At 50.9% G+C, this 18,482-nt stretch carries 17 protein-coding genes, 4 tRNA genes and 1 other RNA gene; 17 read left to right on the top strand and 5 right to left on the bottom strand.

Going from position 1 to position 18,482, the window contains the following annotated elements:
* The first annotated feature begins 5 nt into the window (after positions 1 to 5).
* The 11 genes from rffC to EDF88_RS23780 all read left to right on the top strand — a co-directional run bounded on the left by rffC (position 6) and on the right by EDF88_RS23780 (position 7,004).
* Complete coding sequence (gene rffC / locus EDF88_RS23830; RefSeq protein WP_134187805.1) at positions 6 to 680, top strand: dTDP-4-amino-4,6-dideoxy-D-galactose acyltransferase; 675 nt, start codon at positions 6 to 8, stop codon at positions 678 to 680.
* A 4-nt stretch (positions 681 to 684) separates the two neighbouring features.
* The gene (gene rffA / locus EDF88_RS23825; RefSeq protein WP_134187789.1) at positions 685 to 1,815 is read left to right on the top strand and encodes a dTDP-4-amino-4,6-dideoxygalactose transaminase; all 1,131 of its coding nucleotides are present in this window, start codon (positions 685 to 687) and stop codon (positions 1,813 to 1,815) included.
* Between the two features lies 1 nt (position 1,816).
* Entirely contained in the window at positions 1,817 to 3,067 is a 1,251-nt protein-coding gene (wzxE, locus tag EDF88_RS23820; protein ID WP_064515171.1) for a lipid III flippase WzxE, read from the top strand.
* The gene (locus EDF88_RS23815) at positions 3,064 to 4,143 is read left to right on the top strand and encodes a TDP-N-acetylfucosamine:lipid II N-acetylfucosaminyltransferase (RefSeq protein WP_134187787.1); all 1,080 of its coding nucleotides are present in this window, start codon (positions 3,064 to 3,066) and stop codon (positions 4,141 to 4,143) included. The genes wzxE and EDF88_RS23815 overlap by 4 nt, the downstream gene beginning before the upstream one ends.
* Complete coding sequence (gene wzyE, locus EDF88_RS23810; RefSeq protein WP_134187785.1) at positions 4,140 to 5,516, top strand: ECA oligosaccharide polymerase; 1,377 nt, start codon at positions 4,140 to 4,142, stop codon at positions 5,514 to 5,516. The genes EDF88_RS23815 and wzyE overlap by 4 nt, the downstream gene beginning before the upstream one ends.
* Complete coding sequence (wecG, locus tag EDF88_RS23805) at positions 5,513 to 6,253, top strand: lipopolysaccharide N-acetylmannosaminouronosyltransferase (protein WP_134187783.1); 741 nt, start codon at positions 5,513 to 5,515, stop codon at positions 6,251 to 6,253. The genes wzyE and wecG overlap by 4 nt, the downstream gene beginning before the upstream one ends.
* A 157-nt stretch (positions 6,254 to 6,410) precedes the next feature.
* Positions 6,411 to 6,487, top strand: a tRNA-Arg gene (locus tag EDF88_RS23800).
* A 72-nt stretch (positions 6,488 to 6,559) separates the two neighbouring features.
* A tRNA-His gene (locus EDF88_RS23795) sits at positions 6,560 to 6,635 on the top strand.
* Between the two features lie 17 nt (positions 6,636 to 6,652).
* Positions 6,653 to 6,739 (top strand) — tRNA-Leu (locus EDF88_RS23790).
* Positions 6,740 to 6,778: 39 nt separating this feature from the next.
* A tRNA-Pro gene (locus EDF88_RS23785) sits at positions 6,779 to 6,855 on the top strand.
* Between the two features lie 35 nt (positions 6,856 to 6,890).
* A non-coding RNA gene (locus EDF88_RS23780) (RtT sRNA) lies at positions 6,891 to 7,004 on the top strand.
* A gap of 631 nt (positions 7,005 to 7,635) precedes the next feature.
* On the opposite strand, the gene hemY is transcribed toward EDF88_RS23780, so the two are convergent.
* The 4 genes from hemY to hemC all read right to left on the bottom strand — a co-directional run bounded on the left by hemY (position 7,636) and on the right by hemC (position 11,769).
* Complete coding sequence (gene hemY, locus EDF88_RS23775) at positions 7,636 to 8,832, bottom strand: protoheme IX biogenesis protein HemY (protein WP_134187781.1); 1,197 nt, start codon at positions 8,830 to 8,832, stop codon at positions 7,636 to 7,638.
* Positions 8,833 to 8,834: 2 nt separating this feature from the next.
* A complete protein-coding gene (gene hemX, locus EDF88_RS23770) occupies positions 8,835 to 10,016 on the bottom strand; it encodes a uroporphyrinogen-III C-methyltransferase (RefSeq protein ID WP_064515180.1) in 1,182 nt (393 codons plus the stop codon).
* A gap of 74 nt (positions 10,017 to 10,090) precedes the next feature.
* The gene (gene hemD, locus EDF88_RS23765) at positions 10,091 to 10,831 is read right to left on the bottom strand and encodes a uroporphyrinogen-III synthase (protein ID WP_134187779.1); all 741 of its coding nucleotides are present in this window, start codon (positions 10,829 to 10,831) and stop codon (positions 10,091 to 10,093) included.
* Positions 10,828 to 11,769 carry a hydroxymethylbilane synthase gene (hemC, locus tag EDF88_RS23760; RefSeq protein WP_134187777.1) on the bottom strand — a complete coding sequence of 314 codons (942 nt, stop codon included), beginning with the start codon at positions 11,767 to 11,769 and terminating at the stop codon, positions 10,828 to 10,830. Before hemC ends, hemD begins: the two co-directional genes overlap by 4 nt.
* Before the next feature lie 281 nt (positions 11,770 to 12,050).
* Here hemC and cyaA point away from each other — a divergent pair, with 281 nt between their 5' ends.
* Positions 12,051 to 14,606 (top strand): class I adenylate cyclase, encoded by a 2,556-nt coding sequence (gene cyaA, locus EDF88_RS23755; RefSeq protein ID WP_134187775.1) that lies wholly within the window; start codon positions 12,051 to 12,053, stop codon positions 14,604 to 14,606.
* On the opposite strand, the gene cyaY is transcribed toward cyaA, so the two are convergent.
* Complete coding sequence (gene cyaY / locus EDF88_RS23750) at positions 14,603 to 14,923, bottom strand: iron donor protein CyaY (RefSeq protein ID WP_064515189.1); 321 nt, start codon at positions 14,921 to 14,923, stop codon at positions 14,603 to 14,605. The genes cyaA and cyaY overlap by 4 nt on opposite strands.
* A 125-nt stretch (positions 14,924 to 15,048) precedes the next feature.
* On the opposite strand from cyaY, the gene EDF88_RS23745 reads away from it, so the two are divergent.
* Genes EDF88_RS23745 through yigB form a run of 5 tightly spaced genes read left to right on the top strand, consistent with a single transcriptional unit; the run spans position 15,049 to position 18,437 of the window.
* Positions 15,049 to 15,255 (top strand): lipoprotein, encoded by a 207-nt coding sequence (locus tag EDF88_RS23745; protein WP_064515191.1) that lies wholly within the window; start codon positions 15,049 to 15,051, stop codon positions 15,253 to 15,255.
* Between the two features lie 38 nt (positions 15,256 to 15,293).
* Positions 15,294 to 16,118 carry a diaminopimelate epimerase gene (dapF, locus tag EDF88_RS23740; RefSeq protein WP_134187772.1) on the top strand — a complete coding sequence of 275 codons (825 nt, stop codon included), beginning with the start codon at positions 15,294 to 15,296 and terminating at the stop codon, positions 16,116 to 16,118.
* The gene (locus tag EDF88_RS23735) at positions 16,115 to 16,819 is read left to right on the top strand and encodes a DUF484 domain-containing protein (RefSeq protein ID WP_134187770.1); all 705 of its coding nucleotides are present in this window, start codon (positions 16,115 to 16,117) and stop codon (positions 16,817 to 16,819) included. The genes dapF and EDF88_RS23735 overlap by 4 nt, the downstream gene beginning before the upstream one ends.
* Complete coding sequence (gene xerC, locus EDF88_RS23730) at positions 16,816 to 17,721, top strand: tyrosine recombinase XerC (RefSeq protein WP_134187768.1); 906 nt, start codon at positions 16,816 to 16,818, stop codon at positions 17,719 to 17,721. Before EDF88_RS23735 ends, xerC begins: the two co-directional genes overlap by 4 nt.
* On the top strand, positions 17,721 to 18,437 hold the full coding sequence (gene yigB / locus EDF88_RS23725) for a 5-amino-6-(5-phospho-D-ribitylamino)uracil phosphatase YigB (RefSeq protein ID WP_134187766.1): 717 nt from the start codon (positions 17,721 to 17,723) through the stop codon (positions 18,435 to 18,437). Before xerC ends, yigB begins: the two co-directional genes overlap by 1 nt.
* Positions 18,438 to 18,482: the final 45 nt, after the last annotated feature.

Genomic DNA, 18,482 nt, shown 5'->3' with positions numbered 1-18,482 from the left:
GCTCTATTCCTGTTCACGCAAGAATTGAATCTCTTAACTGGGAGAATCAGTTCTTTGCGGTGAACAGCGCTATCGTTCGTTTTGACGATGCAGCCTCCTTGCTTACCCCGCAAAGCCTTGATGCGTATTCCCGCGTGCAGGCGAAAATCCCTGCTCAGCGGACCGATTGGCTTGATGGTTTGCAGCAGCTTGGTTTTCAGCTGGTTGAAGGGGAAGTTGATCTTGCTCTACAGCCTGGCATACAAAATGCAGCACTTTCTGTCGAGTTAGCCACAAGCGCTGACATTCCTGTATTGCGGGATTTAGCCGCTAGAATTTTCACACAAAGTCGGTTTCGTGCACCTTGGTATCAACCTGCTGACAGCGGCCGTTTTTACGCCCAATGGGTTGAGAATGCGGTGCTAGGTAGTTTTGATCACGAGTGTCTGTTGTTAAAAGACGCAGGGGCGATACAAGGCTTTGTGAGCATGCGCCAACTTAATGAACGTGAAGCGCGTATTGGCTTACTGGCGGGACGAGGCGTTGGTGCTCAGCTCATGGACGCCGCGCGTTTTTGGTGTCAACTGCGGGGGCTACATACACTCCGCGTGGCAACACAAACCAGCAATACCGCAGCTTTACGACGTTATATTCAAAGCGGTGCCACTATAGAAAGCACCGCCTTCTGGTTATACAGGTGAAAAAATGATTCCATTTAATGCTCCGCCAGTTGTAGGCACGGAAATCGAATACATGCAGGCTGCAATGGGCAGCGGCAAACTCTGTGGTGACGGCGGCTTCACGCGTCGTTGCCAGCAATGGATGGAGCATCGCTTCGGCAGCAAAAAAGTACTGCTCACCCCTTCCTGTACTGCATCGCTGGAAATGGCCGCGTTACTGTTGAATATTGAACCCGGCGATGAAGTGATTATGCCGAGTTATACCTTTGTTTCTACTGCCAATGCTTTTGTGTTGCGTGGTGCAAAAATCGTCTTTGTCGATGTGCGCCCGGACACCATGAATATTGATGAAAAGCTGATTGAAGCGGCAATTACTGAGAAGACTCGCGTGATTGTGCCCGTTCATTACGCCGGTGTAGCCTGCGAAATGGACACCATCATGGCGATTGCGGACAAACATAATCTGTTTGTGGTAGAAGATGCCGCACAGGGCGTGATGTCGACCTACAAAGGCCGCGCACTGGGTTCAATTGGTCATATCGGTTGCTTCAGCTTTCATGAAACCAAAAACTACACGGCAGGTGGTGAAGGTGGCGCGACACTGATTAACGACCCATCGTTGATTGAGCGTGCAGAAATCATTCGTGAGAAGGGCACTAACCGTAGCCAGTTCTTCCGTGGCCAGGTGGACAAATATACCTGGCGTGATATTGGTTCAAGTTACTTGATGGCCGATCTCCAGGCTGCTTATCTTTGGGCGCAACTGGAAGCGGCAGAAAAGATTAACCAGCAGCGTCTGAAGCTGTGGCATACCTATCATGATGCCCTGGCTCCGTTGGCAAAAGCCGGGCGTATCGAACTGCCGTCTGTTCCAAAAGACTGCGTGCAGAATGCGCATATGTTTTATATCAAACTACGTGATATCGAAGATCGCAGCGCTCTGATTGCGTATTTGAAAGAGGCGGAAATTCTGGCTGTGTTCCACTACATCCCACTGCATGGCTGCCCAGCCGGTGAGAAGTTTGGTTACTTCCATGGCGAAGATCGTTTGACTACTCAAGAAAGTGAGCGCCTGCTGCGCTTGCCGCTGTTCTATAACTTATCTCCTGCGAACCAACGTACTGTCATTAATACGTTGTTAAGCTTCTTCTCCTGATATGTCGCTTGCTAAAGCCTCAGTGTGGACCGCCGGGTCCACGCTGGTAAAAATTGCTGCCGGTTTGCTGGTGGTGAAGTTGCTTGCGGTGGCATATGGGCCGAGCGGAGTCGGGCAGGCGGGAAACTTCCGTCAGATGGTTACCGTATTAGGCGTGCTTGCCGGGGCGGGAATCTTCAACGGCGTGACCAAATACGTCGCGCAGTATCACGATCAGCCCGAGCAGTTACGCAAAGTCATCGGTACTTCATCGGCCATGGTATTGGGCTTCTCAACGCTATTGGCGATCATCTTTGTTGTCGCCGCGAAGCCAATCAGTCTGGGCCTGTTCGGGCATGAAAATTACCAAGGGTTAGTACGCCTGGTGGCGTTAGTGCAGATGGGCATCGCCTGGGCGAACTTGTCTTTAGCCATTATGAAAGGATTTCGTGATGCTGCCGGTAATGCGCTGGCACTGATTGGCGGCAGTATCATTGGCGTCATTGCCTATTACCTCTGCTATCGCCTCGGCGGCTATCAGGGCGCGTTGTTGGGCCTGGCGTTAGTGCCTGCACTGGTGCTCATTCCTGCGGGGATTATGCTAGTTCGCCGCGAACATGTGCCGCTTAGTTATCTGAAACCGCATTGGGATAAAGTGTATGCCAGCAGCCTTGGCAAATTCACCATCATGGCGCTAATCACGTCGGTGACACTGCCGGTGGCTTACGTGATGATGCGAAATTTGCTGGCGGCCCACTACAGCTGGGATGATGTCGGTATTTGGCAAGGGGTGAGCAGCATTTCCGATGCTTATCTGCAATTCATCACCGCCTCGTTTAGCGTTTATCTTTTGCCAACGCTTTCGCGCTTAACCAGCAAACATGACATCAGCCGTGAGATTGTTCGCTCCCTGAAGTTCGTTTTGCCCGCGGTTGCTCTGGCAAGTTTCACCGTCTGGCTGTTGCGCGACTTCGCCATCTGGCTGCTTTTCTCGCATAAATTTATTGCGATGCGCGATCTCTTCGCCTGGCAGTTGGTAGGTGATGTACTGAAAGTAGGCTCATATGTGTTTGGTTATCTGGTGATAGCGAAAGCATCGCTACGCTTCTATGTTTTGACTGAAATCAGCCAGTTTGCGTTGTTGACTGGTTTTTCACATTGGCTTATACCTGCGCACGGTGCTTTAGGGGCTGCTCAGGCTTATATGGCAACGTATATTATTTATTTCACGCTCTGTTGCAGCGTTTTCCTCATTTATCGTAGACGAGCATGACAACACTGATTCACATTTTGGGATCGGATATCCCGCATCATAACCAAACGGTGCTGCGCTTCTTCAATGATGCTCTGGCTGCCTCAAATCCGCATGCGCGCCAGTTTATGGTGGTTTCGAAGGACGACTCAATATTGTCCTCTTTTCCGACGCTTGCCGTGACACTCTATCCAACGAAAAAAGCATTGGCGCAGGCCGTTGTAGCAGCAGCTCGTGCCAATCGCCAACAACGCTTTTTCTTCCACGGCCAGTTTAATAGCTCACTGTGGATTGCGTTGCTAACTGGCGGCTTGAAACCGGCTCAGATGAACTGGCACATTTGGGGCGCTGACCTTTACGAGGCCTCAAAAAGCTTCAAGTTTCGGGCGTTTTATTTGTTGCGGCGCATTGCGCAAGGGCAAGTGGGGAGAGTATTCGCTACACGAGGTGACCTGAATTATTTCCATGAGCGCCACCCAAAGGTTCCAGGTGAGTTAATTTACTTTCCGACGCGTATGGACCCCTCTCTAAATACCCTTGCCAACACTGAAGAAAAAGTTGGAAAAATGACGTTTCTGGTAGGTAACTCCGGCGATCATAGCAACCAACATATTGCAGCATTAAAAGCGATTCATGCACAATTTGGTGACTCGGTACGCGTGGTAGTACCGATGGGCTATCCAACTAACAACGACGCTTATATCAATGAAGTTGAGCAGGCTGGACGTGCGCTATTTAGTGAAGAAAACCTCCATATCCTGAAGGAAAGTATGGCCTTTGATGATTATCTGGCTCTTTTGCGCCAGTGTTCGCTGGGCTATTTCATTTTTGACCGCCAGCAAGGTATTGGCACACTTTGCTTGCTGATTCAGGCGGGTATTCTTTGCGTGCTGAGCCGTAAAAATCCGTTCTGGCAGGATATGACTGAACAGCATATTCCCGTGCTTTTTGCCGGCGATACGCTAAACGAGCAGATCGTTCGCGAAGCGCAGCGTCAACTACGCTTACTAGATAAGCAACAGATTGCTTTCTTTAACCCTAATTATATCGACGGCTGGAAGCGGGCGCTGGACGTAGCATCAGGAGAAGCCGCATGAGTTTGCTAGAGTTTGGCGGTTTATTTGCGGTCTGGTTTTTATCAGTGATGTTCATTGGTATTTTAACGTACCAGGAATTCCGCCGGGTGCGTTTCAATTTTAATGTGTTCTTCTCATTACTATTTCTGCTGACATTTTTCTTTGGTTTTCCCTTCACCTGTACGCTGGTGTTTCGTTTCGGGGTCTCGGTTGTACCGGCAGATGTGCTACTGCAAGCGCAACTCGCTGCCGTCTGCTTCTACGGTATTTACTATGTCGCCTACAAAACACGGCTGCGGGAGAAACGAACTACAGAGGTTCGGCATCAGTTGTTTACTATGAACCGTGTTGAAACTCATCTGGCGTGGGTAATGCTGATGGTGGTGGCGCTGGTAAGTGTTGGCATCTTCTTTATGCATAACGGTTTCTTACTGTTTAAGTTGCACTCATATAGTCAGATCTTCTCCAGCGAAGTATCGGGTGTGGCGTTAAAACGTTTCTTCTACTTTTTCATCCCTGCGATGCTGGTGGTCTATTTTCTTAAGCAAGATGGTCGAGCCTGGATGTTTTTCCTGGTGAGCACTGTGGCGTTTGGTCTGCTGACTTATATGATTGTTGGTGGGACTCGAGCCAATATTATCATCGCGTTCGCCATCTTTTTGTTCATCGGTATTATTCGCGGCTGGATCTCGCTGTGGATGCTGGCGGCTGCGGGTGTATTTGGCATCGTAGGTATGTTCTGGCTGGCATTGAAGCGTTATGGGCTTAACGTCAACGGAGAGGAGGCGTTTTACACCTTCTTGTACCTGACTCGCGATACCTTTTCACCGTGGGAAAATTTGGGATTACTGCTGCAGAATTACGACAAAATTGAGTTCCAGGGGCTGGCGCCCATTGTGCGTGATTTCTATGTCTTTATTCCGACCTGGTTATGGCCTGGCCGTCCGGGGATTGTCCTGAACAGTGCGAACTACTTTACTTGGGAAGTTCTTAACAACCACTCTGGCCTGGCAATTTCACCAACGTTAATTGGTTCACTGGTGGTTATGGGTGGCGTGTGGTTTATCCCATTAGGTGCAGTTGTAGTCGGGCTGATTATTAAATGGTTCGACTGGTTGTATGACCTGGGTAATCGTGAAACCAACAAGTACAAAGCCGCCATTTTGCATAGTTTCTGCTTTGGGGCGATTTTTAACATGATTGTATTGGCGCGTGAGGGATTGGACTCTTTTGTCTCCCGCGTGGTGTTTTTCATGGTTATCTTTGGTGTCTGTTTGCTGTTTGCGAAGCTGCTTTACTGGCTATTTGATAGTGCAGGGCTGATACATCAACGCCTACGCCGTTCACCGCAAGTTGTTTCTGGCTCTCAAAATGTATCGCAGGGAATATCATGACAGAACTCACGACAGCTCCTTCTTATACGATTCGTGGCTTGAGCCTACTGGGTTGGCGCGATATGCAGCATGCATTGGATTATCTCTACGCAGGGGGCTCACTGCGTAGCGGTACGCTGGTAGCGATTAATGCGGAGAAAATCCTCTCCGCAGAACGTGACCAGCAAGTGCGAGTGTTAATCGATAACGCAGAATACAAATACGCTGACGGTATTAGCGTGGTGCGCTCGATTCGCAAAAAATTTCCAGGTGCCGTTGTCTCTCGCGTTCCGGGAGCCGACCTCTGGGAAGCATTAATGCAACGGGCAGGCGGAGAAAGTTCTCCTGTTTTCCTGATCGGTGGAAAACCTGAAATATTGGCGCAAACCGAAGCCAAACTGCGTAAACAGTGGAACGTTAATATTGTTGGTAGCCAGGATGGATACTTCAAGGCCGAGCAGCAGCAGGCTTTGTTTGAGCGTATTCGGGAAAGCGGTGCCGCTATTGTCACTGTAGCGATGGGATCGCCGCGGCAGGAGCTCTTTATGCGCGATTGCCGCAAGGTTTACCCTGATGCTCTGTATATGGGCGTGGGTGGGACGTACGATGTCTTTACCGGGCACGTGAAACGCGCTCCAAAAGTCTGGCAAAACCTGGGCCTTGAGTGGTTGTATCGCTTATTGTCGCAACCAAGCCGCATCACACGACAAATAAAGTTGCTGCGTTATCTGGCCTGGCACTACACCGGCCGCCTATAAAACGCCGTCCGGTATTGCGTTAAAGTGAGTTTTACGGCCAAATTTGGCTGGATAATCATCAGAATGTGCAAAGCATAACCAAATGCGCATTTTATTTAAATAAGCACTAGACAGGTGAGCATGAAGGCCGTAATATCCGACCCCGCAACGGCGCTATGCGCCCGTAGCTCAGCTGGATAGAGCGCTGCCCTCCGGAGGCAGAGGTCTCAGGTTCGAATCCTGTCGGGCGCACCATTGATTGAATGGGGCCAGAGCTGCGGCGGTACTCTTCGCAAGAAGATAGTCCGCGCGAAAAGATTTACAGTGGTGGCTATAGCTCAGTTGGTAGAGCCCTGGATTGTGATTCCAGTTGTCGTGGGTTCGAGTCCCATTAGCCACCCCATTTAATTTAGTGATATTGCGAAGGTGGCGGAATTGGTAGACGCGCTAGCTTCAGGTGTTAGTGTTCTTACGGACGTGAGGGTTCAAGTCCCTCTCTTCGCACCATCTCTAAGTTGAAAGCAGTAAGAAGTGAATGCAGTATTTCGGCGAGTAGCGCAGCTTGGTAGCGCAACTGGTTTGGGACCAGTGGGTCGGAGGTTCGAATCCTCTCTCGCCGACCAAATTTAGAAAAAGCCAACCTTCGGGTTGGCTTTTTTGCATCTGTAGTTTGAAGAGGATGAGAATCTCCGCAGGAGGTTTGAGCCGAGCGAAGCGAGACAACGTTGCTTCAGCAACGGCCCGTAGGGGAATAATCCTCTCTCGCCGACCAATTTCAAGAAAGCCTAACCGGCAAGGTTGGGCTTTTTTACGTCTGCAGTTTTTTGGGTTTGTAGGAAAGGATGCTACTGCGCCTGGCTCACCAGGAAAATCCGCATCATACAACCGCGTATCCCAATCCCCAGTCTCTAAATCACGACATCATGATATTTATTGTCGCCGTTTGGTGACTCTTAACTTATTGATATAAATGAATAACGATAATTCCCGGTTTAAGTGTCTCTAAAAGGAGACGCTCTTGTCGGTTTTTGCAAGGGCTGGAATAGCCAACGTGGTGCACATGTCTTCTGAGATAACATCATGAATATAAAATGATTTCAGGTTAAGGGTAATTACGAATTCAAACCTGGCATGCATCGTGCAATAATATACATGTAGATGCTCATTCCACTTCTTATGTTTGCTTAGGCTTCATAAACCCAGGAATGACGCAGAGCCGATTACGGTGCTTATCGTCCACCGACAGATGTCGTCTTTCAGACCTCATCCAACACCATGGACATAACGTTGAGTGAAGCACCACTTAGTTGTCTTAAAGACCTGTTTTGACACCTGCCAATTGGCAGGTGTTTTTTTTTGCGTGAAGGAAATGGGTAAGGGCGACAGTTATCGCCCTTGGGGTGTTATGAATTGGGGTTGTTTTGCAGGGTTAATAGCAGGCCATCACGGCGCATCAAGGCCGCCTCTTCTGGGTTATGCAGACGATCCAGGCAATCAGCCAACCATGCATAATCAAAGGCATCAGGACGCTGTTTGAGTGCTTCACGGAAAGCATCGCTCGCTTGTTGCCATTCGCCGTGTTTCATCAGTAACTGACCGAGTGTGCTATTAAGCAATGGACGATCGCCTTGTGTCTTGATCTGCTGGCGCAGGGCTTTTTCGAGCTGTTCCGGGTTGCCTGATTTCAGACGTGGCATCAATAATATCAAACGCTCGTCGTACTGACGTTTCAGGCCATCAAGAATGATTTCCTGTGCCGTATCATGATCGTCACACTCAATAAGATGCTCCGCCATCGCGACCTGTAGCACGGTTTCATGACGCGTCTTACGGCTTTGATTTTTCCACCAGGCTTTCAGCCCATCGTTACCTTGTTCCGCCATCGCTTGATCCATCAGGCCAATCCAGGCCTGCTGTTGAAGCGCAAGGCGGTGGGCTTCATCGCCAATCTGGACTTTGTCCATGGCGGGCAAAATGTCGAGCAGTGATCCCCATGCTCCGGTGCGGACATATGCCATTTCCGCAAGACGCAGCACTTCAGGGTGGCGCGGAGAAATCTCCAGCAGCTTATCTACACCATGACGTGCCGCGTGGTTTTCATTGCGAGTCAATTGCAGACGCACACGGGTAATCTCAACCGGCAGTTGGTCGTTATCTGCCAGTTCGGCTGCGCGTTCCAGATGCTGATTGGCACGAATTTCATCGCCACGCTGTTGTGCGGCTTCTGCTGCCAGTAAATAGTTCACGACTGGCTGTTCGGCATGATCGGCATTTTTCAGCATCAGCTTCTCAACTTGCTGATAGTCACCCTCTGCTAATTTCAGCAGCGCCGCTTTAGTTTGCTTGCGCGCTCGACTGCTTTTACGCCCAACAAACCAGCCACGGGTACGAACCCCGGTACGGAAAACACGGCGCAGGATCCATTCAATAGCAAACAGCACCACCATTGTCAGGATCAGGATGATCACCAGGCCTGTTACGCTGGTTTCAATGTTGTAAGTGTCAGTTTGGATCAGCACATAACCCTGATGTCCGGCCAGCATTGGCCCAAGCACGATCCCGGCGATCAACAACAGAAAGAGCAATAAGACTTTAATCATGCTTATTCTCCTTGAGTTGGCGCAGGCGCTTGTTCAGGCGCGGCAGGTTGTTCAGCGGGAGCAGTTGCGCTCGCGGCAGGTTGGGCAAGCAAATTACGCACCCGAGTCTGCATCAGCTTTTCCAGTAGAGGCTGGCTTTCCAGCGTCTGCGGCACATCCATGTTGATACTTTGCTGGCTGAGAGAGTCCAGTTCATCAAGGAAGGATTTTGTCACGCTGTCGTTGGTGTCGTAATAAGCACGAACCCATGTGGAAACATTCTCCAGCGACTGCTTATACGTTTCATCCTGGTGGCGAGGAACCGCTTGTGCCGCAACCAGCAAGCGTGAACGGATGTTCTCACGCAGATAAACATCCTGGTTTGGCGCTAACAGAGGAACTGCGGTTTCATCGCGGCGGCGAATAGTAATGAAACTATCCATAAAGTTGTGCCAGCTTTTAGTGAGATTTTCACGCCATTCCGCCACCGTGCTGGAAAGCTCGCTACCGTCGGAATCCATCGGCGTATCGTCACTATTGTTATCCGCAAGACGTAGATTATCGACCTGATTAGAAAGCTGATTGAGCTTGAGAATAATCCCGTCGTAGTCGACCTGAGTAATTGCTGATAATGCAGAAATATCGTCCGTTAGCGCACGGCGAACGGTTAGCAAGCTTGGATCGTTCATATCTGCGAGGCTGGCATCGGCACTTTTCAACAGTGCAGCCGCTGTGGTGACATCCTGATCGCTCCACAATTTCCGCCCGGCCAGTTTCACCAGGAAGTCGGATTGTGCTAACAACCAGGTTTTTGCATCGCTACCGGAAATAGTGGCCACTTTCTGCTGCACTTCATCAAGCTCACGCGCCAGATTTGCCTGCTGGCGATCCGACTCCTGGAGTGCAGTTGCCTGCTGCTTGATGGTAGTTTCCAGAGAAGCTTGCTGCTGTTCTTGTTGCTTTTGTAAAGCGGTGAGCTGCGTTGCCAGGGCATCAGTGTTGGCATTTTGCGCCGCTGCCTGATGCTTACCATAACTGTAAAGACCGCCACCTAACGCAAGTGCAATAGCAATGGCGATAGCACCCAGCGCAATTCCGGCAATCCCACTACGATTTTTTTGCGGTGGTTGTTCTGGAAGTGGCGTGCTTTCCACCGCCGGTTTGGTTTCTTCAACCATGGCGGAGGTATTATGTTGTTCCGTCATTGTGGCGTCCCATATTGTATACCCTTCATTCTTCAAGCTGCCTTGGTGCAACTCGAATTATTTTGGGGGTTGATTTATTGTAACGCGCGAAGCAGCGCGTCATTGTCTGCGTTATCGGCAACCCGAATATCTTGCCAGCCCAAATCCCGGGCAAGGTCTGCCAAACGCTCACTGACAACTAACAGCCGGCAGTGTAGTAACCAGTTTTTTCGATACCATTCCGGAATGAGCGCATAAAGTTGTTGTAGCATTTCACCGCTTGTCACGACCAGCGTTGAAACCCCGCGGTCGCGCCAGCGGAAGGCTTCTTCTGTTCCGTCATAAATTCTGGCACTTCTTTGGTAGCATTCGCAGAATGTCACTTCTGCACCGCGTTCCGTCAATTTTTCACCTAAAAGTTCGCGCCCGCCGTTCCCGCGCAAAATGAGTGCCCGTTTTCCGGCAACATTCTGTAATTCAGGTAATTGTAGCAAGACTTCTGTTGTTTCCCTGTCTTGCGGATAACGAATCGGCAAATGGCTAACTGTGTGAAACGCTAAGGCAGTCGTACGCCCAATGGCAAACCAGGCAAGTTGTGAAGGCCAGGAGATGCCATTTTGGCGTAATTGCGGGTGGGCGTAATTTATGACGTGCTGCGATAATACGAACACCAGGTCGCCTTCGTTCAGGCTCGCCAGCATGCCAGGCAGTTTTTCCAGTTGCCGGCCGGGGGAAAACTCAATCAGTGGGAAGCTATACGCCACCTGCCCCAGTGCGCGCAGTCTGCTCACTAACTCGTCCCCAGCGGGGGAAGGGCGGGTGACAAGTATCGTCATGCCGGAGCATCTCCGTCATAAACGGCGGCCAGAATTTCGCGCGCCCCTTTATCGAGAAGTTCTTCCGCAAGGGAAACGCCCATTTCTTCGGCATCTTGCGGTTTGCCACGGCGTTCACCACGAACCAGAATCGAGCCGTCAGGTGCGCCCACTAATGCGCGCAGCCATAACTCACCGTCTTTCAATTCAGCATAACTGCCAATTGGCACCTGGCATCCGCCCTCAAGGCGCATGTTCATGGCGCGTTCAGCACGGACGCGAATTGCAGTTTCTTCATGGTTCAGTGAAGCAAGCAGCGCTTGAGTGTGCTCGTCATCAAGACGGCATTCGATTCCCACCGCACCCTGACCTACAGCGGGCAATGACACTTCTGCGGGTAATGCGTAGCGAATACGTGATTGCAAACCAAGACGGTTTAGCCCGGCGACCGCAAGAATAATCGCGTCGTAATCACCATTGTCGAGTTTACCCAACCGGGTGCCAACGTTACCGCGCAATGAGCGAATGACCAGGTCCGGGCGGCGCTCAGCAATCTGACACTGACGGCGGAGGCTCGAAGTGCCTACTACGCTGCCTGCAGGCAAATCATCAAGACCGGCGAAATGATTGGAAACAAAAGCGTCACGCGGATCATCACGTTCGCAAATTGTCACCAACCCTAAGCCTTCAGGAAATTCTACTGGCACATCTTTCATGGAATGCACGGCGATATCTGCGCGGCCTTCAAGAAGTGCAAGTTCTAACTCTTTGACAAACAATCCCTTGCCACCAACTTTCGCCAGTGGTGTATCAAGAATGATGTCGCCACGCGTTACCATAGGCACCAGTTCAACCGTGAGCTGGGGATGGCACGCTTCCAGGCGTTGTTTGACATAATGTGCTTGCCAGAGTGCTAATGGACTTTGGCGAGTGGCAATTCTTAATACATTGTCTAACATTGCTAGTTACCGTAATTATCGTCCCTGACCATCCTACCACTCTTCAAGGAAGGCTGTCAGTTTCAACGGGTTTGCGGAAAAGAGGGACATATTTCGTATTATGGAAGATAAAGCCGGTAGGCGGAGCGGAAGTTGGCGCGTAGCGCATCTTTCTTTACGGTCAACCAGCAAGGTGTTAAATTGATCACGTTTCCAGCAATTCTTTGCCTTGTCGTTTATAATAGAGGCAACAACCGGGAAACGGGTTTTTTCGTAATACTGAAACCATCAGGCGATATGTCTTGTACCTCTATATTGAGACTCTTAAACAGAGACTGGATGCCATCAACCAACTGCGTGTAGATCGCGCACTTGCGGCAATGGGCCCTGCTTTTCAACAGGTCTACAGTCTTCTGCCAACATTGTTACATTATCATCACCCGCTGATGCCAGGTTACCTTGAGGGTAACGTCCCACATGGCATTTGCATCTACACGCCTGATGAAACCCAACGCCACTATCTCAACGAACTCGAATTGATGCGCGGCATGCCGCCGCAGACAACAGAATCCGGTGAATTGCCTATCACGGGCCTCTATACCATGGGCAGCACATCGTCCGTTGGGCAGAGTTGTTCATCCGACCTGGATATTTGGGTTTGTCACCAGTCATGGCTCGATAATGACGAGCGCCAGTTGCTGCAACGTAAATGTAGCGTGCTGGAAAGCTGGGCCGCCTCTTTAGGTGTTGAAGTCAGCTTCTTCCTGATTGACGAAAACCGCTTCCGTCACAACGAAAGTGGCAGTCTGGGCGGCGAAGACTGTGGTTCAACACAACACATCTTGTTGCTCGACGAATTCTACCGCACCGCAGTGCGCCTGGCCGGTAAACGTATTCTGTGGAGTATGGTTCCGGGCGACGAAGAAGATCATTACGACGATTACGTAATGAGCCTCTACTCGCAGGGTGTGCTCACGCCAAACGAATGGTTGGATCTCGGTGGTCTAAGCACCTTATCGGCAGAAGAGTATTTTGGCGCCAGCCTGTGGCAACTCTATAAGAGTATTGATTCGCCTTATAAGGCGGTGCTCAAAACGCTGCTGTTGGAAGCCTATTCTTGGGAATATCCGAATACTCGCTTGCTAGCAAAAGACATTAAGCAGCGCCTGCATGATGGCGAGATAGTCTCCTTTGGGCTTGATCCGTACTGCATGATGCTGGAGCGTGTGACTCACTACCTCACGCAGATCGAAGACACTGCGCGTCTGGATTTAGTACGCCGCTGCTTCTATCTGAAAGTGTGCGAAAAACTTTCTCGTGAGCGTGCCTGTGTAGGCTGGCGTCGTGAAGTCTTAAGCCAACTGGTCAAAGACTGGGGTTGGGACGAGCCACGTCTGGCGATGCTTGATAACCGCGCTAACTGGAAAATCGACCAGGTTCGCGATGCGCACAACGAACTGCTTGATGCGATGATGCAAAGCTATCGCAACCTGATTCGCTTCGCCCGCCGTAACAACTTGAGCGTCAGTGCAAGCCCGCAAGATATCGGTGTGTTGACCCGTAAATTGTATGCCGCATTTGAAGCGTTGCCGGGCAAAGTCACGCTGGTTAATCCGCAGATTTCCCCTGATTTATCAGAACCCAATCTGACCTTCATTCATGTGCCGCCGGGCCGTGCCAACCGTTCAGGCTGGTATCTCTACAACCGTGCGCCAAACATGGAATCTATTGTCAGCCATCAACCGCTGGAATATAACCGTTATCTTAATAAGCTGGTGGCATGGGCCTACTTCAACGGCCTGCTGACCTCGCGCACCCGCCTGTTTATTAAGGGCAACGGGATTTGTGATTTGCCAAAATTGCAGGAGATGGTGGCTGACGTTTCGCACCACTTCCCGCTGCGTTTGCCTGCGCCAACCGCGAAAGCGTTGTATAGCCCATGTGAAATTCGCCATCTGGCTATCATCGTTAACCTTGAATATGACCCGACTGCTGCATTCCGCAATCAGGTCGTTCATTTCGATTTCCGTAAGCTGGATGTATTCAGTTTCGGGCAGCAACAGCAGTGTCTGGTGGGAAGCGTTGATCTGCTTTATCGCAACTCCTGGAATGAAGTGCGTACCCTGCATTTCAACGGCGAACAATCGATGATTGAGGCGCTGAAAACCATTCTGGGCAAAATGCACCAGGATGCTGCACCGCCTGATAGCGTTGAAGTGTTCTGTTACAGTCAGCATCTGCGTGGTCTTATCCGTACACGCGTTCAGCAACTGGTTTCTGAATGTATCGACTTCCGCTTGTCGAGCACGCGCCAGGAACCTGGTCGCTTTAAAGCGCTGCGTATTTCTGGTCAGACGTGGGGGCTGTTCTTCGAACGCCTGAGCGTTTCAGTGCAAAAACTGGAAAATGCGGTCGAGTTCTACGGGGCGATTTCGCATAACAAACTGCATGGTTTGTCGGTGCAGGTTGAAACTAACCAGCAGGTTCAGTTGCCGCCGGTGGTAGATGGTTTTGCCAGTGAAGGGATCATTCAGTTCTTCTTTGAAGAAGCGAGTGAAGACCACGGTTTCAATATCTATATTCTTGATGAGACCAACCGCGCAGAGGTGTACCACCACTGTGAAGGCAGCAAAGAAGATTTAGTGCGTGATGTCAGCCGTTTCTACTCGTCGTCGCACGACCGTTTCACCTACGGCTCAAGCTTCATTAACTTCAACTTGCCGCAGTTCTACCAAATTGTGAAAGTGGATGGGCGCTCACAGGTAATTCCGTTCCGCACCCAGACTATTACAGCAGCGACGCCGACTAATCATGATGATAGCAATGCGCCGCTACTTCAGCAGTACAGCAACAGCTAGCTAAAGCTAACCGGTTCACCAGCTTGCTGTGTGCAAGCTTCTTCCAGTAATGCCCAGAACTCTGCGCCGCTGCGGTCGCAAACCCACTTGTCGTCTTTCAGGTTAAAATGGTAACCGCCACTTTTGGTGGCCAGCCATACCTGATGGAGAGGCTCCTGGCGATTGATAATAATCTTGCTGCGGTTCTCAAAACTAAGGGTCAGTACACCACCATTAATTTCGCAGTCAATATCGCTATCACCATCCCAGTCATCCAGGCGTTCTTCGATTGTTGACCACAGGCCGTCAGCTAAGCGATGAAATTCACTGTCGTTCATGTCTTTTTCCTAATTGTTCGTCTTAAGAGCAGTATACCAATAGTCGTGGATAGAAAAGAGTATTGCTTTTCGGGGATCACCTGCGATGATAGAAGGCAGAATATTGGATTACAGGCATCTCAATAATGAAGAAAATTTTCTGCCCATTAGCTCTCATGCTGGCACTTTTTAGCCTTTCTGGTTGCGGCCTTAAAGGGCCTCTGTATTTCCCTCCTGCTGACGGTAAAACCAAGCCTACATCTCAGGTCACTCCTAAGCCACAGCCGCAATCAACCACGCCTGATCGTAATAATCGTGGTACTGATAACGCACCGACTCAGGTTGTCTACTAGCAAATTATTAATAAGTAGCCGCGTATATGGAGCAGAAGATGCAGTTTTCGAAGATGCATGGCCTTGGCAATGACTTTATGGTCGTCGACGCGGTGACTCAAAACGTTTATTTCTCACCTGAACTTATCCGCCGCCTGGCCGACAGGCATCTGGGTGTGGGTTTTGATCAATTGCTGGTGGTTGAACCACCATACGATCCTGACCTCGACTTCCATTACCGTATTTTCAATGCTGATGGCAGCGAAGTTTCACAATGTGGCAACGGCGCACGCTGTTTTGCTCGTTTTGTGCGCCTGAAGGGACTGACCAACAAACGTGATATCCGCGTCAGCACAGCCAATGGCCGCATGGTGCTCAGCGTAACGGAAGATGAGCTGGTGTGCGTGAATATGGGTGAGCCGAATTTCGAGCCATCTGCCGTGCCGTTCCGCGCAAACAAAGCGGAAAAGACCTATATTATGCGTGCCGCTGAACAAACCATTATGTGTGGCGTCGTATCGATGGGTAACCCGCATTGCGTGATTCAGGTTGATGACGTGACTACGGCCGCTGTGGAAACGCTGGGTCCAGTCATGGAAAACCATGAGCGTTTCCCTGAGCGCGCGAATATCGGCTTTATGCAGGTCATGACCAAAGAACACATCCGTCTGCGCGTTTTTGAGCGTGGGGCCGGAGAAACTCAAGCTTGTGGCAGTGGCGCTTGTGGCGCAGTTGCCGTAGGCATCTTGCAGGGAATACTGGCGGAGCAGGTTCGCGTTGAGCTACCGGGTGGCCGCCTTGATATCGCCTGGAAAGGGCCGGGAACGCCGTTGTTTATGACCGGCCCGGCGGCCCATGTCTATGATGGATTTATACATCTATGAAGAACGCCGAGGAACAGCAAGAAGCCGTACTGGAACTGGATGACCGTATGGTGGCGGAGTATCTGCTACGCCACCCCGATTTCTTTATTAGAAATGCCCAGCATGTAGAACAGATGCAGGTGCCACACCCGGTGCGCGGTACGGTGTCGTTGGTTGAATGGCATATGGCGCGTAGCCGTAACCACATCAATTTTCTTGAAGAAAACATGTCTCTGCTGATGGAGCAGGCGAGTGCCAACGAAGGGCTGTTCTATCGATTATTGAAGCTGCAAGGCCGCCTGGCTTCAGCCACCAGTTTGCAGGAAATGCTAAACCGCCTGCATCGTTGGGCGCGTGAAATGGGCCTTGCGGGCGCGAATGTGCGTCTTTTTGCCGATCGCTGGCGTATTGGCGCACCTTCAGATTTTACCCATCTGGCATTGAATCGACAGGCTTTCGAGCCGTTGCGCATTCAACGTCTGGGTGACAGGCAACATTATTTGGGGCCGCTCAACGGGCCTGAATTGCTTGTCGTTTTACCGCAAGCTAAAGCGATTGGTTCAGTAGCCGTTTCTTTGATGGGAAATGATGCCGATTTAGGTGTGCTGGTATTCAGTAGCCGCGACCCGCAACATTACCAGGAAGGGCAAGGCACGCAATTACTGCACGAGCTGGCGCTGATGCTGCCCGATCTTCTGGAGCGTTGGGTCGAACGCGTATGACGACCTCCCCGCTGCAATCTTCGGTAGATGGCTTCCTGCGCTACCTGAAAGTTGAGCGCCAGTTAAGCCCGCTGACGTTACTCAATTATGGCCGTCAGTTGAGCGCAATAATCGACCTGGCGGGCGAGATGAAAATGGCGACCTGGCAGCAGTGTGACGCTGCATCAGTTCGTTCAATCACGGTTCGCAGCCGCAAGGCGGGTCTTGGGCCATCAAGCCTGGCATTACGTCTTTCCGCGCTCCGTAGTTTCTTCGACTGGTGTGTCAGCCAGGGCGAGCTCAAAGCGAATCCCGCAAAAGGTATCACCACCCCAAAAGCTGGTCGCCACCTGCCGAAAAATATCGACGTTGATGACGTTAATCGCCTGTTGGATATCGATATCAATGATCCACTCGCCGTGCGTGATCGCGCGATGCTGGAAGTCATGTACGGTGCGGGGCTGCGTCTTTCCGAACTGGTTAATATGGATTGTCGCCACATCGACCTGACGACCGGTGAAGTCTGGGTGATGGGTAAAGGTAGCAAAGAACGCCGCGTGCCGGTGGGGAAATCTGCAGTCCTCTGGGTTGAGCATTGGCTGGACTTGCGCGAGCTTTTTGGCCCGGACGACGACGCCCTGTTTCTCTCAAAACAGGGGAAGCGTATCTCGACGCGTAACGTTCAAAAGCGTTTTGGCGAGTGGGGGATAAAACAGGGGCTGAACAGCCATGTGCACCCTCATAAACTGCGTCATTCATTTGCCACGCATATGCTGGAGTCCAGCGGGGATTTGCGCGGTGTGCAGGAATTACTCGGCCACGCCAACCTTTCGACGACGCAAATCTATACCCATCTCGACTTCCAACACTTAGCCTCAGTGTATGATGCTGCGCATCCACGCGCTAAACGAGGGAAATCGTAATGCATTTTTATCGCCCATTAGGGACTATTGCCGCGCTCACTTTCGATCTTGACGACACCCTGTACGACAACCGCGAAGTGATTACGCGCACCGAACGCGAATCAATGAGTTTTGTGCAGAATTACCATCCGAAACTCAACCGCCTGCAACGCCCCGATTTTTTGCGCATTCGCCATGCGTTGCGCCTCGCAGAACCCGATATTTACCACGATGTCACCGAATGGCGTCGTCGTGCCGTTGAACAAGCCATGTTAGATGTGGGCTTGTCAGTGCAAGAAGCTGCCGCTGGCGCGGAGGCTTCGATGGCAAATTTTGCCCACTGGCGCAGCCAAATCGACGTGCCGCAAGAAACGCACGACACATTAGCGAAACTCGCCGAAAAATGGCCGCTGGTGGCGATTACTAACGGCAACGCCGAGCCACATCTTTTCGGCCTCGATCAGTACTTTAAATTTGTGCTGCGTGCCGGTCCTCATGGGCGTTCCAAGCCATTCAACGACATGTATCTGCTGGCTGCCGAAAAGCTGGATGTGCCACTCAGCCAGATTCTGCATGTAGGCGATGATCTGACCACTGACGTTGCCGGAGCTATTCGCAGCGGAATGCAGGCGTGCTGGATAAACCTGCGTGATGGCGACCTGATGCAAATTGATGACAGCCGTTTATTACCCCATCTGGAAATTTCGCAGTTGGCATCCCTCACCGCGCTGATATAATCGTCAGAACTCTGTATAAAATTCCAGTATATTTATCTCCTCAAC

This window comes from Buttiauxella sp. BIGb0552 (assembly GCF_004366275.1).
Taxonomy (GTDB): Bacteria; Pseudomonadota; Gammaproteobacteria; order Enterobacterales; family Enterobacteriaceae; genus Buttiauxella; species Buttiauxella gaviniae.
The sequence above is the reverse complement of the archived record's forward strand: the minus strand, read 5'-3'. Positions and strand labels throughout refer to the sequence as shown.

What these genes read in the sequence shown, in the direction of transcription:
- EDF88_RS23815 (WP_134187787.1), top strand. Translation starts at nt 3,064, where the DNA reads ATGACAACACTGATTCACATTTTGGGATCGGATATCCCGCATCATAAC.
- hemY (WP_134187781.1), bottom strand. Translation starts at nt 8,832, where the DNA reads ATGATTAAAGTCTTATTGCTCTTTCTGTTGTTGATCGCCGGGATCGTG.
- EDF88_RS23735 (WP_134187770.1), top strand. Translation starts at nt 16,115, where the DNA reads ATGAAGAACGCCGAGGAACAGCAAGAAGCCGTACTGGAACTGGATGAC.
- dapF (WP_134187772.1), top strand. Translation starts at nt 15,294, where the DNA reads ATGCAGTTTTCGAAGATGCATGGCCTTGGCAATGACTTTATGGTCGTC.
- hemC (WP_134187777.1), bottom strand. Translation starts at nt 11,769, where the DNA reads ATGTTAGACAATGTATTAAGAATTGCCACTCGCCAAAGTCCATTAGCA.
- hemD (WP_134187779.1), bottom strand. Translation starts at nt 10,831, where the DNA reads ATGACGATACTTGTCACCCGCCCTTCCCCCGCTGGGGACGAGTTAGTG.
- wzxE (WP_064515171.1), top strand. Translation starts at nt 1,817, where the DNA reads ATGTCGCTTGCTAAAGCCTCAGTGTGGACCGCCGGGTCCACGCTGGTA.
- wecG (WP_134187783.1), top strand. Translation starts at nt 5,513, where the DNA reads ATGACAGAACTCACGACAGCTCCTTCTTATACGATTCGTGGCTTGAGC.
- hemX (WP_064515180.1), bottom strand. Translation starts at nt 10,016, where the DNA reads ATGACGGAACAACATAATACCTCCGCCATGGTTGAAGAAACCAAACCG.
- rffA (WP_134187789.1), top strand. Translation starts at nt 685, where the DNA reads ATGATTCCATTTAATGCTCCGCCAGTTGTAGGCACGGAAATCGAATAC.
- yigB (WP_134187766.1), top strand. Translation starts at nt 17,721, where the DNA reads ATGCATTTTTATCGCCCATTAGGGACTATTGCCGCGCTCACTTTCGAT.
- EDF88_RS23745 (WP_064515191.1), top strand. Translation starts at nt 15,049, where the DNA reads ATGAAGAAAATTTTCTGCCCATTAGCTCTCATGCTGGCACTTTTTAGC.
- cyaY (WP_064515189.1), bottom strand. Translation starts at nt 14,923, where the DNA reads ATGAACGACAGTGAATTTCATCGCTTAGCTGACGGCCTGTGGTCAACA.
- xerC (WP_134187768.1), top strand. Translation starts at nt 16,816, where the DNA reads ATGACGACCTCCCCGCTGCAATCTTCGGTAGATGGCTTCCTGCGCTAC.
- wzyE (WP_134187785.1), top strand. Translation starts at nt 4,140, where the DNA reads ATGAGTTTGCTAGAGTTTGGCGGTTTATTTGCGGTCTGGTTTTTATCA.